This is a genomic window from Sphingobium sp. BHU LFT2 (assembly GCF_018604485.1).
Taxonomy (GTDB): Bacteria; Pseudomonadota; Alphaproteobacteria; order Sphingomonadales; family Sphingomonadaceae; genus Sphingobium; species Sphingobium yanoikuyae_A.
In genome coordinates this window covers 152,023-176,380 of sequence record NZ_JAFCGW010000005.1, presented here as the reverse complement: position 1 = coordinate 176,380, position 24,358 = coordinate 152,023, and the positions used below count along the sequence as shown (strand labels likewise).

Below are 24,358 nucleotides of genomic sequence, written 5' to 3'. Positions count from 1 at the left end.
CGCCGGACTGACGATGACCCCGCCCGGCAACGGGCGGGGTCATGTTTGACTGGGGGGTATGTTTGAAACCGATTCTATCCGCCGCAGCCTGCGCGCTCGCGACTTTTGCACCTGCTGTCTCTGCGCAAACCGATGCGACCAAGGCCGACGCTGCCAAGGTGCCGGCGACCGTCGCCAAGACCTGGCCGAGCGAGGCCTTCGCCGAACTGCCGGCAATGGATTCACCCGAACTCTCGCCTGATGGCGCGCGCGTCGCCGCGCGGATTGCGATCAAGGGCGTGCAGCAATTGGTGATCGCCGAAGTGAAAGGCGGCAATGTTCGCACCATGGGCCTGGGCGAAAATGACCTCAACTGGTGGCGCTGGGTCAATAATGACTGGCTGATCGTCGGCATCGGCGCGGAAACCAATGTGCAGGGCATGCCCTGGTCGATCAGCCGCGTCGCCAGCATCAAGGCGGACGGCACCAAGGCCAGCATCCTTGCCAAGGCTGTCGCCGCGCAAAATGGCGACGATGTCATCTGGGTCGCCCGTGATGGCAGCCCGCGCATCCTGCTCTCCTACCAGACCTCCATCTATTATGATGATCTTGGTTTCTGGCCGCAGGTCAGCGAGGTGGACGTCAGCACCGGCAAGATGCGCACCGTCGTTGCGTCGCGCCAATATGTGCGCAGCTGGTATGCCGATGCGACTGGCGCGGTGCGCATGGGGGTGGGCTATAATGACACGACCCGTTCCTCGAAACTGCTCTACCGCCCCGATGGTCGCGGCAGCTTCCGCGTGGTCGACAAGGCTAATCGGCGCCGCCATGAATCGCTGATCGTGCCGATGCTGTTCACGGCCGATCCGGGCAAGGCGATCGCCAGCGACGATCGCGACGGCACCGATGCCTTCTATGAACTGGACCTAAGCACGCTTGAATTGGGCAAAAAGCTCTATGAAGCGCCCGGCTTCGATCTTGGCGGGCTGGAGGTTGATGCCGCTGGCACCGGCATGGCGGGCGTGCGCTACACGGCCGATGCGCCAGCCGTTCACTGGTTCGACCCGACTTTGGCGAAGATTCAGGCGGATATCGACAAGGCCGTGGGCGATCGCCGCGCGCGCATCATCTCGACCAGCCAGGATTTGAAGAAGCTGATCGTCCATGTCGGCGCCGCCAGTCAGCCGGGCGCCTATTATTATTACGACACCGACTATGGCGCCATGTCGCTGCTGTCGAAGGTCAGCGAGACGCTGGGTGTCCGGCCCCAACTCTCCCCGGTCAAGACGATCCGTTACAAGGCGCGTGACGGTCTGGAGATCGCGGCGGTGCTGACCCTGCCTTATGGCAAGGCGGCGAAGGATCTTCCTTTAATTCTGATGCCCCATGGCGGCCCCTTCGCCCGCGACGCGGAGACCTGGGACTGGTGGGTGCAGTTCCTGGCCAATCGCGGCTATGCGGTGATCCAGCCCAATTATCGTGGCTCGTCGGGCTATGGCACGGAGTTCGCGGCCAAGGGCGAGGGCCAATGGGGCCGTGCCATGCAGGATGACCTCAATGACGCGGTCGATTGGGCAGTGAAGCAGGGCATTGCGGACGCCAAGCGGGTATGCGTCGTCGGCGCCTCCTATGGTGGCTATGCCGCGATGCGCGCGGCCCAGCGCGATGGCGGCAAATATCGCTGCGCCGTCTCCTATGCCGGCGTGTCGGATCTGGGCGCGATGATGCGCTATGACCGGCGCTTCCTGAATTCCGGCGCCAGCGGTGACTGGCTGAAGGAACAGGCGCCCGATTTTGCTGTCGTCTCGCCGATCAATTATGCTGCCGGCTTCTCGGCGCCGATCCTGCTGATGCATGGCAAGAAGGACCGGCGCGTACCGGTCGGCCAGTCCCGCGAAATGGCGGAAAAGCTCAAGGCTGCCGGCAAGGTGGATGGCCGCGACTATATCTATGTCGAACAGCCGCTGGCCGACCATTTCTTCTCGCGCCAGGCCGACCGGCTGGAATTTCTCCAGCAGCTCGAAGCCTTTCTGAAAGCGCATAACCCCGCCTGATCGGGGCGCGGCGCGACCGTCAGAAGTCGCGCCGCAATTCCAGGAAGACGGTGCGCGGCCGGCCGACAAAGGCGCCCTTGCGCGCGTCGAAGGTAGCGACGGCATAGCTCTTGTCGAAGATATTCTCGACCCGGATCATCGCTTCGGCAAAACCCAGATCCTGGGTGATACTGCCGTCGAACACGGTAAAGCCGGGAATATGCGCGCCGCGCCGGTCGATCTGCCCCGACACATATTGGCCGCCCAGCGCCAGCGCCGTGCCCCAGGCCGGGATCTGATAGCGGGACCATAGCCCGGCCTGATGATGCGGGGCGTTGGGGAAGCGGCCGCCGACCGCATTGTCGATCGTCGCGCCGTCCGCACTGTCGGTGATGCGCGCGTCATTATAGGCGTAATTGGCGGTCAGCACCCAGTTCTTGCTGATATCGGCCGCCAGCGTCAGCTCGATCCCCTTGCTGGTGACTTCACCGACGGGCGACAGCTGGTCCAGGCCATTGACCGGTGCCAGATCGGGATCGACCTGCACGATGCCGTTGCGCACGATATGATAGAGCGCGATCGTCGGTTGCAGCTTGCCTTGCATCAGCTCGCCCTTGGCCCCGACCTCGAACTGGCGGCTGGCAATCGGGGCGAAGGGGCCGCCGACGGCCGGATTCTGGTTGCCGGGGCTTTGCGGCTCGAAACTCTGGGCATAGCTGCCATAGAGGGAGACGGACTGGACCGGCTTGTAGATACCGCCGACGCGCCAGCTCCAGCGACCGCCATCGGCATAGGCGCCACCGATCTCGTCCTTGTCGTCGAACCAGTCATGGCGCACGCCGCCGACCAGGATGACATGCTCGCCGATATCGGCCTGTTCCTGGGCATAGACGCCGTAGCGATGGGCGCGTGATGCATTCACTTCCGGCGTCAGGCCGGCCAGGTCCGCCTCGGTCGGGTTGCTCAGGCCATAGACGGGATTGCTCAGCGACAGGCCCGGCACGCCCTTGATCGTCACGCCGCTGAAATCCTGGGTCTCGCGATACCAGTCGGCGCCGACCAGCAATGTATGCTTGATCCCGCCGGTCTCCAGCCTGGCGATCATGTTGCTCGCCAGGCTCGCGCCCTCGATCGTGCGATGCTGCGATCGAAATTCGCGTGGGTGGGTATCGACCACGCCATCGTCGTCGGTGTCGATCGGTCCCAGCGGTTCATGATAGCGCTGATATTCGGTGTAGCGGAACCAGCGGCCCGATGCATTGATGCTGACCGCATCCGACAGCCGGCTGTCGAGCCGCGCCTGCAGCACGGTGCCCTTCAGGTCCAGCTTGTCGTTCTTTTCATTATGGGTCCAGCTCCGGTCGGCCAGGAAATTCCCGTCCGCATCGATCGCCACGCCACGCAGTCGGTTGCCGGGCAGATCCTGGTCATAACGGGTCGCCTGCACCGTCAGGCTGGTGTCGGGTGCCAGGTTGAACTTCAGTCCGCCGTCCGCGACCAGGCTGCGACTTCCGGAAAAGCGCTGCACCGTGTCGAAGCTTTCGTAGAACAGGCCAGCGCGCCCCGCGACCACGCCATTGGGGTCGATCGGCCCGGTCACTTCGTCCGACGCGCCATAACGGTCATAATTGCCGACCACCGCGCGCACCGATGCGGCGAACTCGTCCTGCGGCTTCTTCGTCACATAATTGACCATGCCGCCCGGCGAACTGGCGCCATAAAGCATGCCGACCGGCCCCTTCAGAAACTCGACCCGGTCGATGCTGAACAGGTTGGGCACGGCAAAGCCCTGGAACGGGTCGCCGCGCAGGCCGTCATAGAACATCGCCTCCTGCCGGAAGCCGCGATAGGTGACGGTGGCATATTGGTTGGCGCTGACGCCGGCGACATTGCGATAGAGATCGGTGATGTCGCGCGCGCCCTGGTCGCGGATCAGTTCGCTGGTGATGACCTGCACCGACTGGGGAATGTCCATCGGGTCGGCGGGGATCTTGCCGATCTCGCTATCCTCGACGCGATAGAGTTTTTGCGCGCGGGCGGTGACCAGGATGTCGCTGTCGCCGGCGGCCGCATCAAGCGGGGCCTGCGCCAGCACGGGCAGCGGTGCGAACAGGAAGGGCAGGGCGCAAAGACGCGCGAGGCGGAGGCTGGGCAAGGCGGCGATCCCGTTGAAATGGACGAAGAATGGAGCCCGTTCGCTCCCTCTGGCCTCTCCCCAACGTCGTCCGGCTAATGATATTGCGACTATATTGCAATATGTAACAGGTTGATTTGGCGCGATATGTTCCAACCTGCTCGCGCCGGCCGGAGGGTTTGCGCATCAGCAATATTCCAGACTGACATTGTCACAAAATGGCAATCAAACTGACGCTGTCATGTAATCGAATCGTCATAGAGGCGCGCAAACCCTGTTGGAGAGTAATGCCCGATGCGCCGCCTGTCCCTCTGCCTTTTTGCCCTGATGGCGCTGCCCGCGACCGCCCATGCCAGCGAGGATGAGCAACTCTGGACTACCACCAGCGCGACGGTGAAGCTGTCCGATCATTGGCGCCTCCAGCAGGAGATTGTTGCCCGCTTCAGCAATGATAGCGACGGCCTGTACGAGATCGAGAGCAATACGCTGGTCGGCTACAAGCTCAACAAGCAGGTGACGGTCTGGGCGGGCTACACCCATGACCCGCAATATGATGGCGGTGATTTCACCGTGATGGAGCATCGCGTCCGCGAGCAGGTGACGGTCGACAATATCCTCAAGCTCGGCCCGGTGTCGGTCAGCGCTCGGATGCGCATGGAACAGCGCTGGCGCGAAGGGATTGACGGCACGGCCTGGCGCCTGCGGCCCTATGTGAAGCTGACCATGCCCTTCAAGGAAGGCGGCAAGACCGCGCTGATCCTCAGCCATGAAAGCTTCATCGATCTCAACAAGACCAATTTCCAGCGTGTCCAGGGCGAGGAGCGGATGCGCAACATGATCGCGATCACCACGCCGCTGGCGAAGAATATGAATGCGGAGATCGGCTATCTCCACCAGCATGGCTTCCGCCCCGACGCCGACGACAGCAACGACAATGTCGCCTCGCTCTCGCTCAGCTTCAGTTTCTGATCGCTGGACTGGGTCGAGGGAATCCCGCGGCGACTGCTGAAATAATCAACGCCGCCCCTTGGCAGGAAAGAAATTGCGATGATTTGGGAAATGGTGCCGTGTACGGAGCATTTGCCATGACAAATCTTTCCGATCTTACGATCAAATTTCACAAAAGCAACAATTTCATACCAGTTATACTACCAGTAACCGAAAATTATAATTTAGGTTAGATCTCACGGTCAATTATTTTCTTAAATAATCTATAAATTATCTAAGGAAATCCGGGGAATTCTAACAATTCGTATGACATTCCATTGGCTAGCTCGACTTTGCCTGAACTAGATGCGCGAGCAAGCGGCCGAGCCCTCACGCGCCCCGGCAGCTTCAGCAGATGATCGGCGGCAGGATCGAGCAGAAGGATCCCGATGCCCTGGTGGACTTCTTCTCGCTCATCGATGAGAATGCTGAACCAAAGGCAAAACGCAGGCGAAAGTCGGTCCGACCGCGCCCTGCGATCGAGCCACGGCCCAAATCACTCGTCATCCAGGGTCGCGAGGGCGGTTTTTCCCTCGTTGCCGGCGCAGGTGCAAAGAATTGGGCATATCCCTGTCAGCTTCGAGTCCGCTGCGCCTACGACATCATCGGGGCCGATCCGACCAATATTGCATCATCTGCACGCGTTCGCTCCAATGCTCGCCGCGCACATAGGCGCGCCGGACATCATTGCCTTCGATGTGGCCCAGCTGTTGTTCAATGGCATCCGGATGCCATTTGCCGCATTCGTTGAGCAAGGTCGCCGCCATGGCCCGGAAGCCATGCGCAGTCATCTCGTCCTGCTTGAAGCCCATCCGGCGAAGCGCTGCATTGAGCGTGTTATCGGATATGGCGCGTTTGTCGGATCGGGGGCTGGGAAACAGGAGCTGACCGCTCCCGGTCATGCCCTCCAGCTTTTCCAGCAGGCCAAGAACCTGACGGGAGAGCGGAACCTTGTGAAGGGCGTTCTGGATCTCGCGCTAAGGTTTGAGCCGAGAGCTGTGCCATTGGCAAAGTACGACATCGACTAAGCATATAAAAAAGGAGGCCCTGGCCTCCTTTTTTATATCAGAATTGGAAAGTGACTTTCATTCCATCACACAAGCTGCGGCACCTATCGCGCATCCGACGGGTCGCTCGCTTTCGCGCTCGCCAGTAGCCATTCATCTGATGAACGACATGACGGCTGGACGTGAAGATTGTCACGCTGCGCGCGCCAATCGCCCGAGCAAATCGCAACGCGCATTCGGTAGCGATATAGGCAGCTTCGGTCGATGATCCGTTCGAGCAAATGACTTGATCAAAAGCCACGCCATCGACGAAAGCCGTCATCAGATTTTGTCCGTTGGACAGGCGATGTAGGGTGCCATGCGGAGTAATTTTCATGCAAATCCTTTCATTCTCGGTTGAGCAGGATTGGAATGCACACGAAAATTCAGCTACGTGAATAGATATTCAGCACTAATTGAAAATTAACTATGAATAGTTTGCACAGGTATGCCATCCTGATGCGTCTACGCATGCAACGCAACATCCTAACAAATAGTTAAGATGCGCTTCCACCTCGAAAATCCATAATATAGGCGGGGTCACCACCTGTCGAAATGAGCGAAACCTCCGATTCGGTTCGGAGGCCAGCTTCAGTTTCAGAGAGGGATTTACGCTTCGGTACCAGATTCCCCGGTTCGTCCTTTGGACCTGATCCCTTTGCTCGCAGTGTCATGATCTAGAATATGTCGCCGCTATGATCTGGCCGCCGACGTAATTTGCCGCGGCTGGCGCCAGAGGCGACTTGAGCCGTCCAGTGGGCGCAATTCCGGATTCTGCTCAAATACAGAGCTTGAAGCGTTTATATGGGTCGCAGGAAGCCACTTAGCGGGTCAGCGGCGCGACTTAGTGGGTCCGGTCATCTGAGGGGAACAAATGGTGCCGGGGACGGAATCCAAGAGGTGAAATAAAGATTTGATTTCAAATTGTTGATTGTTCGTCAGGCGCAGCGAGATACCGCAAAATATACCACGAACTTCAAATGATGAGCCTATCGCATCACTAAGCTTATGACATTATTGAAGAAATTTGCAAGGGTTGTCCACTTTTAGCCATCTGTGTCCAAACATTGAGAAATCCTCGGGTTTTTTACGCGGGTTAGGTTCCCATTTGCTTGGTGTTAGCGTCCTTTTTGGGCGTCAGTCGACCCATTCTTGCCGTTCAGCCGCCAGATATTGTTTCCCCAGTGCAGACCGACCGGTTCCTGATTTTAGAGACCAAAATCCGCCCTTGGCCGGACTGGTCGCTTTCAACCGACAGGCAGAGTTAGGCGCATTATCTACGGCGCTCCAGCGATCCAGGCTTAGCACCTCTGGAGCTAGAAATAGTTCGCATGCTGACGCAATATGAGCATTCCAGCATAGTCAGATTCCTACAGCGAGATCGTCGTAGTCGGAAAGCGTACCGCCACGGGCCAGCACGGCTTCATAATCCGCCTTCCGCCGCTCATCGATCTGAGTATTGCTAAGGCCCCGACCCCAATATCCGGTGATCGCAAGATCCTTTCCAGGAACACCCAGCGCAGAGAAATATTGGCGGATTGCTCGCATTTCGCGGCGCTCACCCGCTGCCCACACCATCCAATCCGCGCCATTGGGCAATGCCCGTGCGCAGCGCAGAAGACTTTCCTCGCCCTCTACCGGGTAGAGATGTTCCAGGTGCAACCCTTCGATGTGCGGCAGTTCGCCAAACGCTTCCGGGTCACGCGTCACGACCCAGCCTGCGCCGCTCACGTCGCCGGGCCAGCACCGCAGCAAGGAATATAGCGCCGGGATCGCGGTTTCATCGAGAAACAGGGCCAACTTGCGGCCCTTCGCCTCTGGCAGGCCCATATGCGGACGCGGTCCGGTCAGGCCAAAGCTGTCCCCAACCTTCACGTCCTGGACCCACTGCATCATCGGACTCGCTCCCTCATGCAGAACGACGTCAAAGCAAAACCGCCCTGCGCCATCGCTATCGCGGACTGTGTATATCCGCGAGATATCCTCTCCGCCGTGCCGCAGGTGCAGCCGGAAGGCCACGTTGGGCACAGCCCAGTTCGGATCCTGCGCAGTGGCCAGCAGCCGCGCCCCGATGCGCTGAATGGAGATGCCAGGATGCGCGATGGTCTCCACTACAGCACGCACATCGTGCAGCCCCTTGTCATGATCCTCACCGCGAAGCGCGCTGGAAGGACGCGATGGAAGATTTACGTTCGCAGTCGCAGATCTGGATATGGAAGTCATTTTTCAGAGTCCCTGTGAACCGGGGCAATCGAAGCTTTACGGGATTGGCGCAGCCGGTGCGCATAGAAGCTGATCGGATAAAGCCGCAAACCCATGGAAATCAGCGTATCGGCACATGCCGCGATCGCCGATGCAAGGTCGGTTTGGGATGGTCCTTCGCATTTGGGCGCGATGATGCGTTGAGCAACGGCGAGCCAGGACAGAAGCAGCAGTTCGCTGTTGCCAAGGTACAATGTACCTACCGGCAGCACCGGATGGCCTCCCGCCTGCGCCAGGTCGCGAAGGCGGGCAAAGTCGCCGGCAATCCGGCTGTTTCCCGCCGCGCCTTCCCGCCCTCGAAGAATGGCAAGCACCTGCCGTTCAACATGTGGACGACGACTGAGGGAACGGGTGTTCATCATCGCGCAAGTTCGGGCACGGGTTGGGAGGGCAATGCCGACCAGACGCTGTCTGACGCGCCTGCCAACGCACGCGATCGTGCCGCAGACGCCATTAGGAGGAGCGCAAATGCCATCAACGTTGCCACCATGTCGACCAGCACCAATTCAGGATGATCGTAGAGACCTTTGCCGCCCCAGATGCTGGCCGCCGGAACGCTGAGCATGGCCAGGGCCCCAAGGGCGCAAAGTTCCTGACCTGCCCTGGCCGCACCGCGTACCAATGCCCAGATGGTGAAGACCGCGAAGACGCTATAATAGACCGCGCTGTGCAGACCATATGTGGCAACGGGACCAAGCAATTTCGCTGCAGCCAGTGTCACTGCAATCCCCGCCACACAGCCGAGCGGCACACCTGCGGTCAGTGCGCCGAGAAACCGTGTGGCGCGTGTCTGCTGAACGGCACCGGACCTGCGCTCACGCTTGCGCCGGCTTTCGACCCAAAGCAGATTGCCGGTGTAGAACAGGAACGCTCCAGCCAGGCCCATGAAGAAATAAGTCCAGCGGATCGGATAGCCACCGAAGCTTCCGAAGTGCAGCGTGAAGAGGCCAGTGGTGGTCGCCGCCCATCCGTCCTGCATGCCGGGCATATAGTTGCGATCGATGATTTGCGCGGTGTTCGGGTCGAGCCCGGCGATCCCGTAGGTCGGCCCACGCTGACCATAACGCGGATCGCTACCCTGCACGCGCAATGCAGGCAGAATGCCACCGCCCTGGCCATAGACGATCTGGTGCGGTGTGAAGCCGGGCGCCTGTTCCTTGAGGCGTTGGACGATCTCAATCGGCGTGATCGTCGGCGTGCCATCGATAGACGCTTCGGCTCGCGTCAGCGGTCGTGCGCGGTTCGCAGCGTCCGAAAATGCCATGCGCTGCGCCCCGTAGAATTCATCATGGAAGGCGAACACGACTGCGGTGAGCGCGATGATGATGTGGAACGGAAGGCTCATCAGACCCAGGAGGTTGTGGAGGTCGAGCCACATACGCTTGACGTTGCGCCCTATGCGCAGCGCAAAAAGATCGCTCACGAGGCTCGGCAGCAACACGGCGATGCCGGAGATCATCGCGATCACGTAGAGCAGCGAAATTCCACCCATGATCGGCATCGCCAGCCAATGCGGCAACGGAAGGCCAACCTGCTGGTGAAGGACGTCGATGAAATTTGCCACCTGGGACCGCTGCTGTTTCTCGACCTGAAGCGCCCCATCCTTTGCGAGTGAGGCAAAGTAGGTAGCGCCACCGCCATGTTCACCCCGCTTGCCGCCCGGTGCCCGCCAACTGACACGACCGGGATGAGCAGCGTCGATGACGAGATTTACTTCATATCCGCGCGCAGCTTCGGGATAAGCTGCCTTCACCTTGGCAACGAGTTCGGGGGTACGCTCCAGCGATGGGGCTGGCGCCAATGTCGAGGGCGGAGAAGCCCAACGCTGCAGAGGTTCCTCGAACATCGTCAGCGCGCCAGCATAGAAGGCGATGAACAAGGCGAGGCCAGCGACGATGCCGACCCAGCCGTGGATCTCCTTGTACATGCGTATGAGGTCGGTGGGCAGTTTCATGATATATGCAGTCCCCCCAGGGCCACCAGCGGCACCCAGGTCAGAAGATTGGCGAGCGCCAGCCAGAGCCAGGCCCGCAAGCTCGTGCGGAAAAGAAAGACGAAGCCGAGGATCAGTGGCCAGGTGAGCGCCATGATCCACATGCCCAGCTGTCCCTTCGCCGAAAAATAGGCGTCACCGTAGCCGGTCCAGAGCCGGAAGAGCCCCGAGAGCGCCAGCGAGAAGGTGAACCCGAGCACCAGGCCCGCGCAGGACTTGCCAAGCCAGTCGCGGCTCGAAAGCGGACGGTTCATGCTGCCCCCTTCCGCTTGTTCCGCCACCATGCGATCACGACGGGCACGACCGACCAGATCGTCATCAGCAGCGTGGCGACAATGAAGAGGGCGGTCGCAGGGCCTGCCCAGCTCAATAGCATGAGCAGGCCGGCAACGAGCATTGCCGCTCCGCTCCGACCATAGGCCGCTGCCGCAAAGGGAAGTTCCCCCCAGCACTGGTGCGGCGTGGCGAGGTATAGCGCGACGGCGGCCAGGACCACCGCCGCGCCGCCGGCTATGGGAATGATCACCACCGGAACTGGAGCCGTGCCGTCAGGGTACGCCCTTCGCCATAATAGCAGGCTGACAGGGCGATGCAGGTCGCAACGTAGCGCTTGTTGGCGACGTTGCGGGCGTTGAGCGAGAAGGAAGCGCCTTCCAGCTTCGAACTGAGCTTGCCCATGTCGTAACGCGCAAACAGGTCGAACAGCGTGTAGTCCGGGATCGCCAGGTTGGCGGCGTTGCTATTGTCGCCGAAGCTCTTGCCGGTATAGCGCGCGCCGCCGCCGAAGCTCAGCCCGTTTTCCATCTTCTGGCTTAGGAACAGGGATGCCATCCAGTCCGGCACCGCTGCCAGCTTCTTGCCGACCTGCGTGGCGGTGTTCGTCTTGGTGATCTCGCTATCGCTTCGGGTGACGCTGCCGACCACCGCCATGCCCCAGGGAAGCGAGGCCTTGGCTTCGAACTCCACGCCGCGAATGCGCACCTCGCCGGTCTGAACGAGGCAGCTGGCGTCGTCGCAGCCATGGTCGGGGTAGGCAGCCAGTTCCTCGGTGCTGGCCGAGGTGGTGATGTTCTGCTGGGTGATCTGGTAGGCGCCCAAGGTCAGATAGATGCTGTTGCCATGCTGGTATCGCAGGCCTGCCTCGAACTGCTGTCCCGTGGTCGGCTTGAATATCTCGCCGGTCAAATTTGTAGCCGGGTCGCTGACCTGCGGCTGAAAGCTCTCGGCATAGCTGAAATATGGCGCCAGGCCATTGTCGAACAGATAGACTGCCCCCGCCCGCCAGGTGAAGGCGTTGCTCTTCGAGACAAAGCCGGTGGCTGTCCGCGGGTTATATTGGTCATCCTTGTACCAATCCTGGCGGCCGCTCAGCGTCACGCGCAGGCGATCGAGGCTGATCTGGTCCTGCAAGTACACACCCGCCTGCGTGCTCACCGTTTCCACAAAGCTCTGCGGAGCAAGGCTGGTCGCGATCGTCGAGGCGCCTCGTGGCGCTGGATCGAAGATGTCCAGTAGCGGCTGCGTGGCGGTGAAGTAGCGATAATGCTCCCACTTCGTGTGGAAATAGTCGAAGCCTGCCAACATCACATGCTTTACCGGGCCCGTGGAGAAGTGCGCCTCAACCTGGGTGTCGGTTGCAATGCCATCGCTCTTGCCGTCACCCTGCACGGCACGGCGCTGGATCGTCTGGCCGGCAATGCAGCCAGCGATCGCCGCGGTGCAGCTGGTGACGGTGTCGCCGGTCAGGACCACGACCTTGTAGAGGCTGTCGAGGTGGGTGTAGCGCGTGTTGTTGCGGACCGTGACCGTGTCGCCGAACTTGTGCTCGAAGAAGCTGGCGGCAAGATACTGGTTGCGATCGTACGTGTTCCAGTCAGGTTCGCCCAGATTGTCTCCCAGCTTGATGTAGCGGCCATTGCTCTTGCGCAGCGCACCCGTCGCCGGAAGATATTGGAAGGTCGCACCACCCTCATCGCGCTGATACTGGCCAAGCAGGGTCCAGCTCGTGTTGTCATCCGGCCGCCAGGTCAGGCTGGGTGAGATGTAGGTACGGCTGTTCTTCACGTCATCGACCTGCGTGTCGCCATAACGGGCAAGGCCGACCACCCGGGCTGACAGGGTCGAACTCACTGGTCCGCCGACATCCACTGCGGCTTGCGTGTTCCATTTGCCCAGGTCGGTCATGCCCACCGCCTGCAGCATCATTTCTGCATGAAATTGTTCAGTCGGCCGCTTGGTGACGATATTGACCATGCCGCCCGGCGCGCTCTGGCCGTAAAGCGTCCCGGATGGGCCTTTGAGCACTTCGACCTGCTGGATGGCGAACGTGTCGAATGATGTGCGGGTCCACTGCCCACCGGTGGGCAGGCGGATACCATCGACGAAATTGTTGTTCGACGAGAACCCGCCCGCTGCAAAGCCTCGCACGGTCACCTCGTCGACACGGCTATCAAGGCCGGAAGGCGCCGCCTGCACACCGGCCGTATAGGCCAGTGCATCCGAGATCGTCGGCGAGGCGCGCAAGTCCATTTCCTCGCGGCTCACGATCGAGATCGACTGCGGCGATTCAATGATCGGGGTGCTGGTCTTCGTGGTCGAAGTCGCCGACGACTGGCCGGTTGCCGTTACGACGATGATCCGATCGGAGGTCTCGGCGTCATCGGCCGCCTGAGCGTGGGCAATGGCGGACGTCCCCGCAAGCAGCGCTGCGGAGAGCAAGCAGATTCTGGTCATGAATTCCCTGTTCGTGCCGTGTCTCGAGTAAGGATCGGAGTGGCTGCGGAATCCACCGTCCCCGGCGGTTGCCTATGCAAACCCGCTGTTCCAGTCCTCGCTCGAAGAGAGATCGCGTCGCGCTAAATGCGACTGGCTCTCATTAGGACTGCCCGCTCGCTGCTCCAATCGCCATTACTGTCGGGCGAAGCACGAAGACTGTCGCGTCAGGCAGCCCGCTGGCCCCGAATGGGAGAACTGCCGAAAGTGCGGCGGTAGGCCGCGGTGAAGGCGGAGGGGCTCGCGAAGCCGACCTTGTATCCGGCTTCCGCGGCGCCCAGGCCCTGCTCCTCGATCATGACCCTTGCCATCGCCATGCGCCGGTCGCGCACATATCCAAAGACAGTGGTGCCGAAAGCGTCGCGGAAACCAGCCTGCAGGGCATTGCGATTGAGGCCAACCCGGCGTGCCAGCTCAATCGTCCCAGGTGGCGCCAGCAGCATCTCGTCAAGAATGTCGCGCGCCGCCATTACCGCATCTCGGCCACGCGACTTCACCCCGCCATTGTATGTTCGCTCTTGAGCAAACAGCCGCAGCGACTGCAGGATCAGTTGCACTGTCATCGACTCCCGGAACAGCCGACCAAGGGATCCGTGATAGTGCTCCTCGGCCAACATGGAGGCCATGTGGGTTATCGTCTGGGTGCGCGGCAAATGGTAACTGCGAAACCCCGGCCTCATCAGATAGTCCAGCATTTCAAGGTCCATGGCCGACAGCGCATCCGCATTGGCGTCAAGGAAAGGAGCCCGCAGCCCCAGTTCCACTCGACGGCAGCCTTGACCGGGTGCCAGCACGCGCGAACATAGCCGAGGTTCACCAAGCGCCACTATGTGCGCGCGTTCGACATGGCTGCTTACCGGTTCGGCCCCTTCAGGCACGAATTGACCATTCTCTCCCTTCAGCAGGAGGCTGATCATGACCGAGCGTTCCACCGGTTGCGAGATCGCCGCGCCGCTCGGGCATTCAAGCTCGCAGGCAGAGGCAAAGAGGTGCGGGGCGACATCCTCGACCCAGAACCAGCCTTCGAAGGTGCCGGTCATCTGCTGGCGCTGCTTTTGCTGAGGTTCAACGCTCGCCAAGGCCTGATGGACTGCGTCCCGGACAAGGTCGTCTGCGACAAAGGCACCGTTGACGAAATGCTTATCCATCGATTGCTTCATCTCGAAATTCAAAATTCGAGGGGCAGGTTGTCACCGTCGGGATACACGTCTCTTCGAGCCAACACGACCTCATGGTCTCCCTAGCGCTAATCTCGTTTGCATTGGGCGGATCATTCTCAATATCCAGCGCCCCAAGCCATGCCTTCTGCGTCACCGCTTCTGTCGTAGCCAGACTGACCATGAAGCGCTGCACCAATCGTGACAGGCAGATGAAATCTGGTACGTTGATGGGCATCACAAGGGCACTTAATGTCCGTGCGAACAATTCGCAATAATGCATGGAATTGAGTATCGACCCTTTGCCGCCATTCAGCCGCCAATTTTCCGTCCCCACCAGCGGTCGGTCTGCTTCATCACCCTGGACGACTAATATATAGCCGTTAGCTGACTGGCTGCCTTTCAGCACTGAAAAGTGAGAATGGAACTTCATTTTGCTAGTTGAGCAAATGTAAAGCGGAGGCAGCGCGGGACCGACATTGCCGAAACGCAGTGATCAGCCTAGTCAGGCGGGTCGGCACGCGGCACACTGACGCCGACGATCGATCGAACATTTGAGGGGGCAGAGAATGATAGAGAGCGTGAAGCTCACCCGGTTCAAGCGGTTCACAAATTCGTCATTCGTATTGCACCCAACCAGCATCTCATTTCTCGCGGGCGGAAACAACTCAGGCAAGTCCACGTTGCTGCAGGCGATTGCCGTTTGGGAGTTCTGCCGCCTTGTGCTCGAGAACGAGCGTGGCCGCGAGAGCCTAAGCGCCGGGTATGGGGGACAGGGTCTGGGCCTATCGGATGACGAGTTCTCGCCAATCGCAGTCGCCAGCCTTAAGCACCTGTGGACCAACCTCAAGAGCCAGATCCCTGGGCACGACGGCTACTCGCTCTCGATCGAGTGCGGCTGGACGGCCGGCGGCGTCGCGAAGCACCTATGCCTGTCGCTCGCACTCACCAACGACAGGTTATTCGTCAAGGCGGCGGCATCGAATTTGACGAACGACGACGCCCTACCGGCGGTTGCCTACTTGCCGCCGTTCGCCGGTATCGCGCAACGCGAGAACAAAATGTCGGGCGCCGAGCGACGCGGACTGATCGGACGGGGCCTCGCCGGCGGCGTCATCCGAAACCTGCTGCTCGACATGCACGAGACCAACCTCGCGGCCCGCGTCCGGCTTAAGGAGGGTCGGACAAAGATCAAGTCGTCCGACCTCAGGCGGCTGCGCGAAGAGGATCCGTGGGAAATTCTCCAAGCGACGATGGGCCGCATCTTCGGCATGCAGCTCATCGTCGAACCGTTCAACGACCTGTTCCACAGCTACATCAGGGTCAACTGCGTCAAGGGCAAACTTGAGGGCACCACCTTCAAACGCTTGGCAAACTTTAATGGGCGCGACCTCATGGCCGAGGGCAGCGGGTTCCTACAGTGGCTTAGCGTCTATGCGCTCGCGCTGAGCCCGAGCACCTGCACCCTGCTCCTCGACGAGCCGGACTCGCACCTGCACCCGTCGCTCCAGGCCCAGCTAATTGAGGCCCTCGACGAGATTGTCGCCGCGTCCGGCAAGCAGGTGCTGCTCGCCACCCACAGCACCGAAATCCTGCGCTCTGCCGAGCACACGCAGATCATGGAGTTCAGAGGCGCATCGGCGAAATACCTTGATCAGGACGAGCGGAAAGTCAGCCTCTTCATCGGCCTCGGCAGCGAATACGCGCCGAAGCTAGACCCTCTGCGCAAGTCGAAGCGAATGTTGATCGTGGAGGCGTCAAGCGACGCCAGGATGCTCCAAACCTGGGCTACACAGCTCGGCATCGAATGGCCTAAGAAGATTGTGGTCTGGCCGTGGACCGGCGGCGCGACCGAGCGAAAGCACCTATTCCTACAGCTGAAGGCGGAGATACCGGACTTAGTTGCGGTCAGCCTGCGCGACCGTGACGACATGGCAATTGGCCAGATAGACAAGGCCACGCTCTCCGACCGGTCGCAGAACAACGTCGATCCAAACCTGCACCTTAAAATTTGGCGGCGGCGCCACATCGAGAACTACCTGTTGTGGCCCCCCGCGATCGCGCGGGCAAGCGGCCGACCAGAGGACGATGTCGTGCAGTTGATGGCCGACCACGCTCTCGTGGTGCCGGTCGACTTTGCGTCGCGGGACGTCGCCGACGCAATGGTCGATGCTCGCGGTAAAGAGATTACCCACGAGCATCCTGACTCCGTGAAAGCTAAACTTGGTGTCCGGCCGATCGACATTGCCAAGGCGATGTTAGCCGAAGAGATACCCGAGGACGTGCGCTACCTTGTCGAACTCATCCGTGATCTCTGCGAGCCCTAATACCAATGAGCGATGAATCTCACTGGGAATTCCCCATAACAGACATGTGTTGGCAGGTCATTCGACGCTCAAAAGGGCCGGCCGCAGACTGGCAGCTTTCGGACGGCATATTCGAAAGTGGTCGCTCGGTTGCCATTACAGTGATGGCGCTTACGCATAACATCTGCCAATGCCATTCAAGCGCAGCAAGCCTGATGATAAAGGCTTTATGACGGCCTCAGATATCGTGCTCCAAATTATAGTTTGATCGAGTCCGGAACTTCGATCCGACATGAGCGCGACCGCTACCGCCCATCCGCAGTCCCGACTAAGCCAGGTCTGGCATTCGATAAGTATTTTGGCGGGCAGAAGCGCGCGGGCATGATCACGGGCGCCGCCGTGAAGGCGTACCGGTCTGGCGGTTTCCGCTGGGCCAGTTTCGAAATCCAGCCAATGCACCCCATCTCCAAACCCCGTGCTCAAAGCTTTTGCGCTGGCCTCCTTCGCTGCAAACCCTCGAGCAGCCGACACCGCCAAGTCCGGCGACCCCACCAGTTCGGCCTGCTCAACCTCGGTGAAGATCTCGTCCAGCCAAGGCTTCCCGAGCCGGCTCACGGATCGCCGAATTGGTGCGATCCTGCAAAGGTCAAGGCCAACTCCAAGGAGCAACCGGCGCTACCAAAGCGCTCGGATGGCGATCGTCAGGACGGCGAAGACGACAATCCAGCACACGATCGTCGCGGCTGCCCCCCTTACGCGCAATCCAAGAAGATCGATATGCGCTTGGGGGTCAAGCGCGCGGGCGCAGCAAACCAATGTCAATGCTGCCGTGATAGCAAACGGCATGCCGAACAATGCTGGCGCATGATCAACCAGCGCTCGCGGGCTTTGCGATCCGCCTAACACGCAGAGGGACTTCCAGCCCAATGCGATGGACGCGATGAGGCCTGCAACCGCTACGCAGGTGTAGACGACCTTCGATGTACGCAGCGTCTTCGCCATCCTCTCTCGCAGCCTTTCGCTCATTCCATAAGACCCATCAAATCCCCGATCGGCCGTTGCTCGAACGGAGCAGCGATGGTCGGCACCTCGAGATTCCATTTGGGCGGGAAGGTTGGCTGAGGCATCGGTCCCAGGCTCTTGCGATAGACCTGTTTGATGCGCGTTCGGCCCGAAAGGCCTTTGACATCTGGATGGACGACACGCGCATACTTGGATATTTCGCAAAAGAGATTCTGACAGTCGATGGGCTGCAGCTTCCTCCCAAACAGATTTTGGAACTTGATATCAGCCTTAGCGAACGCGCGATCCTGCTGCTCGCAGACCCAGAAGATCACTTCCTCTGCCGAATGCTTTTTCGTGTCGACAAAGCACTTAGCAATCCCATCGAGGGCCCCAGGCCCCGCGATGACGAAATCACCTTCATCATGGTCGAGCATCTCAGAGTAGTTAAGATCGATGGCATATTGGAACGCCAGGAAGGGACCAAGCCCCGGATAGCCGAGCAAAAGTTCATAGATCGCCCGAAGGTTCGGCGCCTGGCGTACACGCTCCGGCAGCCTGTCCTCGATCATCTTCTCCAGCAGGGCGAGATGGTTGGCGTGTTTGCGCGCGTGCCCGAGCTTTGGCGCTGGCATGATGTAGGCCGGCGAGTAGAGCTTGAGCCCAGCGGCCATCGCGCGATCGAGCGTACGCTCAATCTCGTTCAGATCGCTTCCTTCCCATGTCAAGGGGCCGAGGACGCTTTCCAGCAGTTCCCAGGTCTCTATACGGTTGAAAAGCTTGAAGAGGAGGGTGCGGAAGAAGATTTCCCGCGGCGTGCGCGGGCGATCCTCACGGTATTGGACTTCACGGATCAGGTACTGACTGACCCGGTCGCTCGCGCGGTATGCATTCGTGAACCTATGTGCCGCGAGAACCGGATCGCTGGTCCAAGGGCCGATCGGATCGGCAAGGCGCCGAAAATAGAGTGCCTGACGCTCAGCGGCGAATCGCCAGTAGGTTTCAAAAACGAGCGTTGTTTCCATGTCATTCCGTGCGCGACTGCGGATTAGCAGGGCGCATGCATAGCATGCCGTCCGGCCGCACCGACGCCGATTGTGAGTCTTTCCACTGCCTAGAGCAGATCGGCGCAGCCGAAAACGACGTTCTTTGGCTATCTGCCCGAAGGACCAGAAGATGGGGTTGTTGGCGCCGGACTTGGTGACGGTGTTTCCGCTGGCGCTGGCATGACAGCCGGCGATGGAGATGCGCTCGGCGAGGCAGTAATGGTCGGCGATGGCGATGGAACCGTGCTCGATACTGCCGCAGCCGGGGCAGCTACTGGCCGTGAGAGAGAACACTCCTTCAAGCCGAACGTTATTATCGCGCCAATGAGGAGCGCGCTGGCCCACTTCATGACCGCCTGCTCACGCTCGACGGTAGTGACTCGGTCACTCAGCTTCTTGTCGTTCTCGTCGATCTTCGATTTCAGCCCGGCAAAGGATTCAACGCCAGTGGCTATGGGCCCGAGGAGATCAGACGGGATTGCCTCGAATCCCATCTTAGTCTGAAGGACGCTGGGCCGGTCGAGACTGGCGTACCAGATCAAGAAGCACTCCTCCCCACGAGAGAGATGGACCGCGCCGGGACCAGCATTAAACACCGAAAAGAGCAGTTTGCCCTCATAGCGGGGATCCACATGGAATCCCGACACGTTCACCAGCCCGCGAAACTTGTAGGTCGCTCGGATCGAAATGAACGCAATCGCATGCTGCGGCACGCGAATCCGTTCCTCGGTCAAGATAAAACCAAACTGACCTGCTGGGATCGTGAAACTCTCACCTTCGCCCAAAGGCTTCTTGGGTTTGTTGCGAGGATCGTTCGGCTCACCCGTCGGTGACACGTACACCTCACCGCCGACACGAAGCCGGTAGGCAGCGCGGTCGACGCGCTTCACATCATAGTCGTCGATCAGAGCTCCGAGTTCATCCTTCAGCCGTTCGCCGCCCCAGAACACTAGGCTTCCCCTCCTGCGCCTGCGCGCGTGAAGCTGTCGAAAATTGACCGCGCTTCCACTGCTCGGATGCGTTCACGATAAGCAGCAGCGAGGTCTATGCCGCGCGCCGCTGCCTCCGCCAGCACTGCGGAAACGAGGCTGAGATTGCACTGATGCATGCCGCTACGAAACTGCAGATCCTCAAGATGGTCCCAGGCTTCGCACAGCTTCGCCAGTTGCCCGCTATGTTTGCAATACTGCCGCATGATCCAGAGTGGATCGTCGTCGCGACCAAGCGTTCCCGCCAGCGCGTTTCCAAGCTCAAGCAGCGAACGGTCCGGATTCGAAGCCGTGAGCTCACGACCCAAATGCTGATTGAGCGTGTTGGCGACGGCAAGGCAGATGATGAAAGCGTCCGTCAGCGTTCGCTGGAAACGCACTTCATCACCGTCATCGACGGCCGCAAGGAAGTACGCGGTGTATTTCGCGTTATGCAGCGCCATGTGCTTCATGCGCTGAGCGAGGGGAAGGATCACAATATCTTTGTGATAGGCTTCGTCGTGCTTAAGCTGAGCCCACTGAAGGGTCAGCAAGTGATCGCATACGCTCATCATCGTCCTCGTTAGGCCGCCAAGGCCGATTCGTTGTAGATTGCGCGGCAGCGGCCGATCAAAGCTTTCGCTTCTGCTTTCGTCCAATGGCCGCCAGACCCTTCACCAGACCCGGTATCGAGGCGAGCGAAGGTCGAGTTGACGGTCAGGGGGCCAACCTTCAAGCCGGCCTCATGGGCCAAGAAGAACTGCAGCCGCCCCAATCCGACAAGATTCCCGAGAAGCCGACGCACATAATAGTGTGACCGGTAGGTGGCGTTGAATCGAACCTGCCCATCGTGAACCTTGATGCTGAGATGGCTGAGGCACGGGCCCCCGTAGAGACGGCCACGATCAGTTGCCGGATCGTAGATTTGGATCTCGTCTTCCATGGGGCTACCCGAGCCAAGCTCAAACGATGCCCGGTATTTTCCGTGCTTTTTGATCTTGATAAGCATGTCTTCGAGTGGGTTGAAGATATTTCCCTTCGCATCGCGCTGGCGCAGGATCCGATAGGCATAGGATCCCCAATTCCCGTCGCTTCGGGCTTTCTGGATTGCTTTCAGCTTCTCCGGGAAAGGCCCGAATAGGCCGGCCTTTCCTGCCCTCTGATACTCGTCAAAAGGGAAAATCGTCTCAGCCACGGTGTGAATTCCAAAAGCACCATGCGACCGGAGGAACCGGTCGACCTCGTCATGCACCCGACGGTCCTCTATCGAAAGCACGGTCGGCTGCGCGATATGGAGTATCACGTCGAAATCTTCGGACTTCTTCAGGCCATTCAAATGCTCCGCAGCCGCGAGCCAGACTGCGGGAGAAGTTTCACCTTTGATCAATTCCATGGAGCTTTCCTAGATCAGGCTGGCGGTCTCGTGGAGTTGGCGGTCAACGTAAGACCGTGAAAGCCATGCATAGCCATCAAGCCCCCAGCCGGGGCCCCAACTGTTGCGAATAAGTACGGCTTCCTGACCGGCGGGATCGAGACCATGGCCGACAGCTAGAACTGCATGCCCGCCACGCTCGGTGTCCAGCATTACATCGGGAACGATCCCCAGCGCGTCGGGCCGAAAGAATGCGTCAGTTATCACCAGCCCCAGGATCACCGGCACCTCGTTGTCTAGCGTCGCTGCCAGATCGGCAAACGTCGGCTTGCCAGGCACCATCGTCGTTTTGAACAGCGGGTTGGAGAAGGAGGGCGGCATCCAGGGGAGAGCCTGGATCGGCGAGTAAGGCCAAGCTGGCTCGACCGGTTGTCCCTCCTGAGCTAGCGCCTGGGCCGTTGCTGCCATAGTTGTGCCAGCATCAGGGTTCTGGCCCGGCGTCCGTGCTACCGCATGGAAGAACAGGTATTCGACCGACAGATGCTCGCCGGTGTTCGCGCCATGCTCATGGGCAGCCGAGCTTGCAAATGCGAGGCACGACTGCCGCCGCCCTTGCTGACGGACGGGCAACAACAAGGAACGCAAGTCTATTGATGCAGTGATCAAGACTGCCCTCCAAACCGGCGACGGGCAGCACGCGACATTCCGCCCGCCTCTGGACCTTCCAGCGCGAGCTCGATCGAAAAGGTGGCGTCATCCGGCAATGCCCCTGCCCAAGGCTGAGACTCGTGCATCGTAACGTCGCCAATCCCGCTCTCGGGTGGCCTGACGATCACGGTTCGACGCGACGACGCACCATAATGCAGTGGTTCACGGGAGAAGTCTGATTGATCGGAAAGAACAGAATACCCTGCCTCGCGAAGGGCTTCGATCTGCCACTGGTGGCCGCTGCCTGCCGCTTCGTCGAGCTCAATACGCAGTAGGTCATCGGGGTTGCCAACCAGCCGCGCGCCGTTGTCCCGTTGCGTCAGCCGCCAAACATTGGACCAGCTACTTTCCGGCCGATGCTCCTCGCCGAGGCGATGCTTTAGCTTGGCTACCTGGGCATTTCGCAGACGGGTGACGTCGGCATAGTTCAGGATCTGGTGGCTCAAGAGCCCCCAGCAGGCGGCTTCATAGCTTGTGCCCATCCGCAGAGCGAGTTGATAGACGACATCTGGATCATGGAGGTGGGAAGCTACTGTCCAACCTTGAGCGCGAATATGGTGCCGATACAACCACCTCGGCAGCATCATTTCAGCGGCGAACGCGTCCGCCGCCACCTCTTGAAGATCGCGGCCATCGTCTTCGGGCTGCGGCGCTCGCTCTAGGATCACCCGATCAACGCTGCCAGCATGTTCCAAAATGACGTGGCCCAACTCATGGGCGGCTGTGAAACGCTGGATATGCAATCCGCGGCGGGTCGTTACCATGATGCCGCGCAAAGGGGCAGGCAGGCATAGTCCCAAAGCGGAGTTCAGCGGCTTAAATACCAACGGGATGCCGAGATCTCCGATCACTTCGAAGATATCGATGAGACCGCCAGCCTCGGTCACGCGCTCCTTAAGATCGAGTTCGCGATGAACTCGCTTGGCCGCCGCAACAGCGTCGAGACGGACTGACGCTGCCGCCGACCTAGCCACGATCTTCTCCCCGAGGCCCACGCATCTGGAGGAATTCCGCGAAACGAAGCAGTTCCGCGCGATCGTCCGACGATAACTCGGTCGCCGCGCGCGCCAAGGCCTGAACACTCTCCGGAAGCGGTGGTGTCTCGGCAGAGCCGGTCAGCGCTTCGATAGATTGCCCGTAAACCTGAGCAAACCGCCCCAACTCGACCGCATCGACTTTTCGGCGGCCATTCTCAACCAACGAGAGTGCCGACCGAGAGATACCGATCGCGTCAGCAGCTTCCTCCTGCTTCAGCTCCAGATATTCGCGGGCTTGGCGCAAACGCTCTCCGATTGCACGCCACTTGTCGGATTCATCACTCATTGCAGACCCTTCACGCCGGCTCTAATGCTTTGACCGGCTTCGCTTTTTTCACTTTAATGTCGCCGATAAAGACCCGCTCGAGTTTCGGCACCAGATCGGCAATCATCTCATCGCAGCTAGCATAGCCCCCAGGCTGGATGATTTCAGGCGGCAATTCGATGTCGAGCACCTTCTTGGTGATAACAGTGGCGTCCACAACTCGCTTGGAATCGATGGCCGGACAGGTCCCCATGATCGAACCTCCGCTACCCGAGGGCGCCGCCGCAGCAATCGAGCCGTCGATTGATTCCGTTTCTTCCTCGAACCATGCTTCCAACTCAGACACGAGTTCCTTCGCCTTCGAGGCGAAGATCGCTTTGAGCTCTTCTTTGGTAGCCGCCATGATTGCCTCATGTTCGAATTTCCAACAAATTATGGCCCATCTGCGCGAAATGTCAACATCAGGATATGGTGACTGTGTTCCATAGGAGATGGGATGCAGAATCGATGCTTCACGCATCTCCCTGGCAAACGCGGCGTGCATTTTGGTGCTGTCGCTTGTAGGCCAGTGTGTCACTGCGCCCCCCCCCAACTGGTTTCCGGCATTGGGACCGGCAGCGGGTTTGAGACAGACAACCGTCGGCTTAACGACCGAAAACGTGCGAAAAGCGACCGTTGAACCGTGAAGGACAGCGCGGTTGAAGGCGCCGCCCCACTCCAATGCGGAGACGGACTGCCCAACCATCGGTATCATCGAGAGATGAACGAACGTGCGGTTTTAGGATCGAGCTGAGCGGCGAGCTACGACCGATGTGAGGGCGCAAAGCGGTCATGGCGGTTCGCCCACTGAATGTCCGCCATCAAGCGTGTGCTGCTCCAGAGCTGACCGAGCAGAAAGTCCCAGACCTTGTCATAAATCAGACCTTCAACGCGATCCCAAGGTGGTCAAAATCCGACCACGGGCGAAGATACGAGCCGCATCGCCGCTGCAGCGTGGGTTAACCTCGGATCGTCCGGCTAACGCCTGTATCGATTGATCAACTGACGCAGGCTTTCGACGGGTATGAGGGTAGCCGATCCGATCTTCACGATCTCGACGTCGCCCGACTGGATCAGTTCGTAGAGTTTCGATCGCCCGATGCCCGTCATTCTGATGGCAGCGGGTATCCGCACCGTCAGCGGTTCGGGCTGGCTGTTGGCAACAGTTTGAGTTTCGTCCTTGGTATCGCGCGGCAGTCCTCGCCGCGTCCTGATCACATGTACCATGATGCTATTCCTTGATGCTGGGAGA

24 protein-coding genes and 1 pseudogene are annotated in these 24,358 nt (G+C 59.8%); 3 read left to right on the top strand and 22 right to left on the bottom strand.

Going from position 1 to position 24,358, the window contains the following annotated elements; genetic code table 11:
* Positions 1-41 precede the first annotated feature (41 nt).
* Entirely contained in the window at positions 42-2,033 is a 1,992-nt protein-coding gene (locus tag JQK15_RS12435; RefSeq protein ID WP_214865829.1) for an alpha/beta hydrolase family protein, read from the top strand.
* A gap of 19 nt (positions 2,034-2,052) precedes the next feature.
* Here the strand turns inward: JQK15_RS12435 and JQK15_RS12430 are convergent, their stop codons facing one another.
* A complete protein-coding gene (locus JQK15_RS12430) occupies positions 2,053-4,167 on the bottom strand; it encodes a TonB-dependent siderophore receptor (protein ID WP_214865827.1) in 2,115 nt (704 codons plus the stop codon).
* A gap of 273 nt (positions 4,168-4,440) precedes the next feature.
* Here JQK15_RS12430 and JQK15_RS12425 point away from each other — a divergent pair, with 273 nt between their 5' ends.
* Positions 4,441-5,115, top strand: a complete 675-nt coding sequence (locus JQK15_RS12425) for a DUF2490 domain-containing protein (protein WP_214865824.1) — start codon at positions 4,441-4,443, stop codon at positions 5,113-5,115.
* 620 nt (positions 5,116-5,735) lie between these two features.
* Here the strand turns inward: JQK15_RS12425 and JQK15_RS12420 are convergent.
* The 10 genes and pseudogenes from JQK15_RS12420 to JQK15_RS12375 all read right to left on the bottom strand — a co-directional run.
* Positions 5,736-6,089: pseudogene (locus JQK15_RS12420) on the bottom strand (tyrosine-type recombinase/integrase); the annotation flags it as partial.
* Between the two features lie 109 nt (positions 6,090-6,198).
* Complete coding sequence (locus JQK15_RS12415) at positions 6,199-6,516, bottom strand: reverse transcriptase-like protein (protein ID WP_125988541.1); 318 nt, start codon at positions 6,514-6,516, stop codon at positions 6,199-6,201.
* 1,025 nt (positions 6,517-7,541) lie between these two features.
* On the bottom strand, positions 7,542-8,402 hold the full coding sequence (locus JQK15_RS12410; RefSeq protein ID WP_214865823.1) for a siderophore-interacting protein: 861 nt from the start codon (positions 8,400-8,402) through the stop codon (positions 7,542-7,544).
* Positions 8,399-8,803, bottom strand: a complete 405-nt coding sequence (locus JQK15_RS12405) for a hypothetical protein (protein WP_214865821.1) — start codon at positions 8,801-8,803, stop codon at positions 8,399-8,401. Before JQK15_RS12405 ends, JQK15_RS12410 begins: the two co-directional genes overlap by 4 nt.
* A complete protein-coding gene (locus JQK15_RS12400) occupies positions 8,800-10,395 on the bottom strand; it encodes a PepSY-associated TM helix domain-containing protein (RefSeq protein WP_214865819.1) in 1,596 nt (531 codons plus the stop codon). Before JQK15_RS12400 ends, JQK15_RS12405 begins: the two co-directional genes overlap by 4 nt.
* Positions 10,392-10,688, bottom strand: a complete 297-nt coding sequence (locus JQK15_RS12395) for a hypothetical protein (protein WP_214865817.1) — start codon at positions 10,686-10,688, stop codon at positions 10,392-10,394. The genes JQK15_RS12400 and JQK15_RS12395 overlap by 4 nt, the downstream gene beginning before the upstream one ends.
* Complete coding sequence (locus JQK15_RS12390; protein WP_214865815.1) at positions 10,685-10,960, bottom strand: hypothetical protein; 276 nt, start codon at positions 10,958-10,960, stop codon at positions 10,685-10,687. The genes JQK15_RS12395 and JQK15_RS12390 overlap by 4 nt, the downstream gene beginning before the upstream one ends.
* Positions 10,957-13,167: a TonB-dependent siderophore receptor gene (locus JQK15_RS12385; protein ID WP_214865813.1), complete on the bottom strand. Its 2,211-nt coding sequence runs from the start codon at positions 13,165-13,167 to the stop codon at positions 10,957-10,959. Before JQK15_RS12385 ends, JQK15_RS12390 begins: the two co-directional genes overlap by 4 nt.
* 206 nt (positions 13,168-13,373) lie before the next feature.
* Positions 13,374-14,354 carry a helix-turn-helix transcriptional regulator gene (locus JQK15_RS12380; protein ID WP_214865811.1) on the bottom strand — a complete coding sequence of 327 codons (981 nt, stop codon included), beginning with the start codon at positions 14,352-14,354 and terminating at the stop codon, positions 13,374-13,376.
* Complete coding sequence (locus tag JQK15_RS12375; RefSeq protein WP_214865809.1) at positions 14,347-14,796, bottom strand: hypothetical protein; 450 nt, start codon at positions 14,794-14,796, stop codon at positions 14,347-14,349. Before JQK15_RS12375 ends, JQK15_RS12380 begins: the two co-directional genes overlap by 8 nt.
* A 148-nt stretch (positions 14,797-14,944) precedes the next feature.
* Between JQK15_RS12375 and JQK15_RS12370 the strand changes: the two genes are divergently transcribed.
* Positions 14,945-16,690 carry an ATP-dependent nuclease gene (locus JQK15_RS12370; protein WP_214865807.1) on the top strand — a complete coding sequence of 582 codons (1,746 nt, stop codon included), beginning with the start codon at positions 14,945-14,947 and terminating at the stop codon, positions 16,688-16,690.
* A 150-nt stretch (positions 16,691-16,840) separates the two neighbouring features.
* On the opposite strand, the gene JQK15_RS27440 is transcribed toward JQK15_RS12370, so the two are convergent.
* The 11 genes from JQK15_RS27440 to JQK15_RS27435 form a co-directional block, all read right to left on the bottom strand.
* Positions 16,841-17,338 carry a holo-ACP synthase gene (locus JQK15_RS27440; RefSeq protein WP_214865805.1) on the bottom strand — a complete coding sequence of 166 codons (498 nt, stop codon included), beginning with the start codon at positions 17,336-17,338 and terminating at the stop codon, positions 16,841-16,843.
* 6 nt (positions 17,339-17,344) lie between these two features.
* Positions 17,345-17,671 carry a hypothetical protein gene (locus JQK15_RS12360; RefSeq protein ID WP_214865803.1) on the bottom strand — a complete coding sequence of 109 codons (327 nt, stop codon included), beginning with the start codon at positions 17,669-17,671 and terminating at the stop codon, positions 17,345-17,347.
* 20 nt (positions 17,672-17,691) lie between these two features.
* Positions 17,692-18,696: a nucleotide kinase domain-containing protein gene (locus tag JQK15_RS12355; RefSeq protein WP_214865801.1), complete on the bottom strand. Its 1,005-nt coding sequence runs from the start codon at positions 18,694-18,696 to the stop codon at positions 17,692-17,694.
* A gap of 128 nt (positions 18,697-18,824) precedes the next feature.
* Entirely contained in the window at positions 18,825-19,667 is an 843-nt protein-coding gene (locus JQK15_RS12350) for a dCTP deaminase domain-containing protein (protein WP_214865799.1), read from the bottom strand.
* Entirely contained in the window at positions 19,667-20,239 is a 573-nt protein-coding gene (locus JQK15_RS12345; RefSeq protein WP_214865797.1) for a hypothetical protein, read from the bottom strand. The genes JQK15_RS12350 and JQK15_RS12345 overlap by 1 nt, the downstream gene beginning before the upstream one ends.
* A gap of 29 nt (positions 20,240-20,268) precedes the next feature.
* Positions 20,269-21,078: a thymidylate synthase family protein gene (locus JQK15_RS12340; protein ID WP_214865795.1), complete on the bottom strand. Its 810-nt coding sequence runs from the start codon at positions 21,076-21,078 to the stop codon at positions 20,269-20,271.
* Positions 21,079-21,087: 9 nt separating this feature from the next.
* Positions 21,088-21,702: a C1 family peptidase gene (locus JQK15_RS12335; protein ID WP_285236562.1), complete on the bottom strand. Its 615-nt coding sequence runs from the start codon at positions 21,700-21,702 to the stop codon at positions 21,088-21,090.
* A gap of 17 nt (positions 21,703-21,719) precedes the next feature.
* The gene (locus tag JQK15_RS12330) at positions 21,720-22,652 is read right to left on the bottom strand and encodes an ImmA/IrrE family metallo-endopeptidase (RefSeq protein WP_214865791.1); all 933 of its coding nucleotides are present in this window, start codon (positions 22,650-22,652) and stop codon (positions 21,720-21,722) included.
* A gap of 79 nt (positions 22,653-22,731) precedes the next feature.
* On the bottom strand, positions 22,732-23,088 hold the full coding sequence (locus JQK15_RS12325) for a helix-turn-helix domain-containing protein (RefSeq protein ID WP_175310825.1): 357 nt from the start codon (positions 23,086-23,088) through the stop codon (positions 22,732-22,734).
* Between the two features lie 10 nt (positions 23,089-23,098).
* Complete coding sequence (locus JQK15_RS12320; RefSeq protein ID WP_214865789.1) at positions 23,099-23,470, bottom strand: hypothetical protein; 372 nt, start codon at positions 23,468-23,470, stop codon at positions 23,099-23,101.
* Positions 23,471-24,084: 614 nt separating this feature from the next.
* Complete coding sequence (locus JQK15_RS27435) at positions 24,085-24,333, bottom strand: helix-turn-helix domain-containing protein (protein WP_214865787.1); 249 nt, start codon at positions 24,331-24,333, stop codon at positions 24,085-24,087.
* Positions 24,334-24,358: the final 25 nt, after the last annotated feature.

Bases quoted from the DNA above. Each gene is read 5' to 3' on its own strand.
- JQK15_RS12385 (WP_214865813.1), bottom strand. From the start codon at position 13,167: ATGACCAGAATCTGCTTGCTCTCCGCAGCGCTGCTTGCGGGGACGTCC.
- JQK15_RS12375 (WP_214865809.1), bottom strand. From the start codon at position 14,796: ATGAAGTTCCATTCTCACTTTTCAGTGCTGAAAGGCAGCCAGTCAGCT.
- JQK15_RS12425 (WP_214865824.1), top strand. From the start codon at position 4,441: ATGCGCCGCCTGTCCCTCTGCCTTTTTGCCCTGATGGCGCTGCCCGCG.
- JQK15_RS12395 (WP_214865817.1), bottom strand. From the start codon at position 10,688: ATGAACCGTCCGCTTTCGAGCCGCGACTGGCTTGGCAAGTCCTGCGCG.
- JQK15_RS12325 (WP_175310825.1), bottom strand. From the start codon at position 23,088: ATGAGTGATGAATCCGACAAGTGGCGTGCAATCGGAGAGCGTTTGCGC.
- JQK15_RS12355 (WP_214865801.1), bottom strand. From the start codon at position 18,696: ATGGAAACAACGCTCGTTTTTGAAACCTACTGGCGATTCGCCGCTGAG.
- JQK15_RS12380 (WP_214865811.1), bottom strand. From the start codon at position 14,354: ATGGATAAGCATTTCGTCAACGGTGCCTTTGTCGCAGACGACCTTGTC.
- JQK15_RS12400 (WP_214865819.1), bottom strand. From the start codon at position 10,395: ATGAAACTGCCCACCGACCTCATACGCATGTACAAGGAGATCCACGGC.
- JQK15_RS12435 (WP_214865829.1), top strand. From the start codon at position 42: ATGTTTGACTGGGGGGTATGTTTGAAACCGATTCTATCCGCCGCAGCC.
- JQK15_RS27435 (WP_214865787.1), bottom strand. From the start codon at position 24,333: ATGGTACATGTGATCAGGACGCGGCGAGGACTGCCGCGCGATACCAAG.
- JQK15_RS12340 (WP_214865795.1), bottom strand. From the start codon at position 21,078: ATGGAATTGATCAAAGGTGAAACTTCTCCCGCAGTCTGGCTCGCGGCT.
- JQK15_RS12415 (WP_125988541.1), bottom strand. From the start codon at position 6,516: ATGAAAATTACTCCGCATGGCACCCTACATCGCCTGTCCAACGGACAA.
- JQK15_RS12320 (WP_214865789.1), bottom strand. From the start codon at position 23,470: ATGGCGGCTACCAAAGAAGAGCTCAAAGCGATCTTCGCCTCGAAGGCG.
- JQK15_RS12405 (WP_214865821.1), bottom strand. From the start codon at position 8,803: ATGATGAACACCCGTTCCCTCAGTCGTCGTCCACATGTTGAACGGCAG.
- JQK15_RS12410 (WP_214865823.1), bottom strand. From the start codon at position 8,402: ATGACTTCCATATCCAGATCTGCGACTGCGAACGTAAATCTTCCATCG.
- JQK15_RS12360 (WP_214865803.1), bottom strand. From the start codon at position 17,671: ATGGCGAAGACGCTGCGTACATCGAAGGTCGTCTACACCTGCGTAGCG.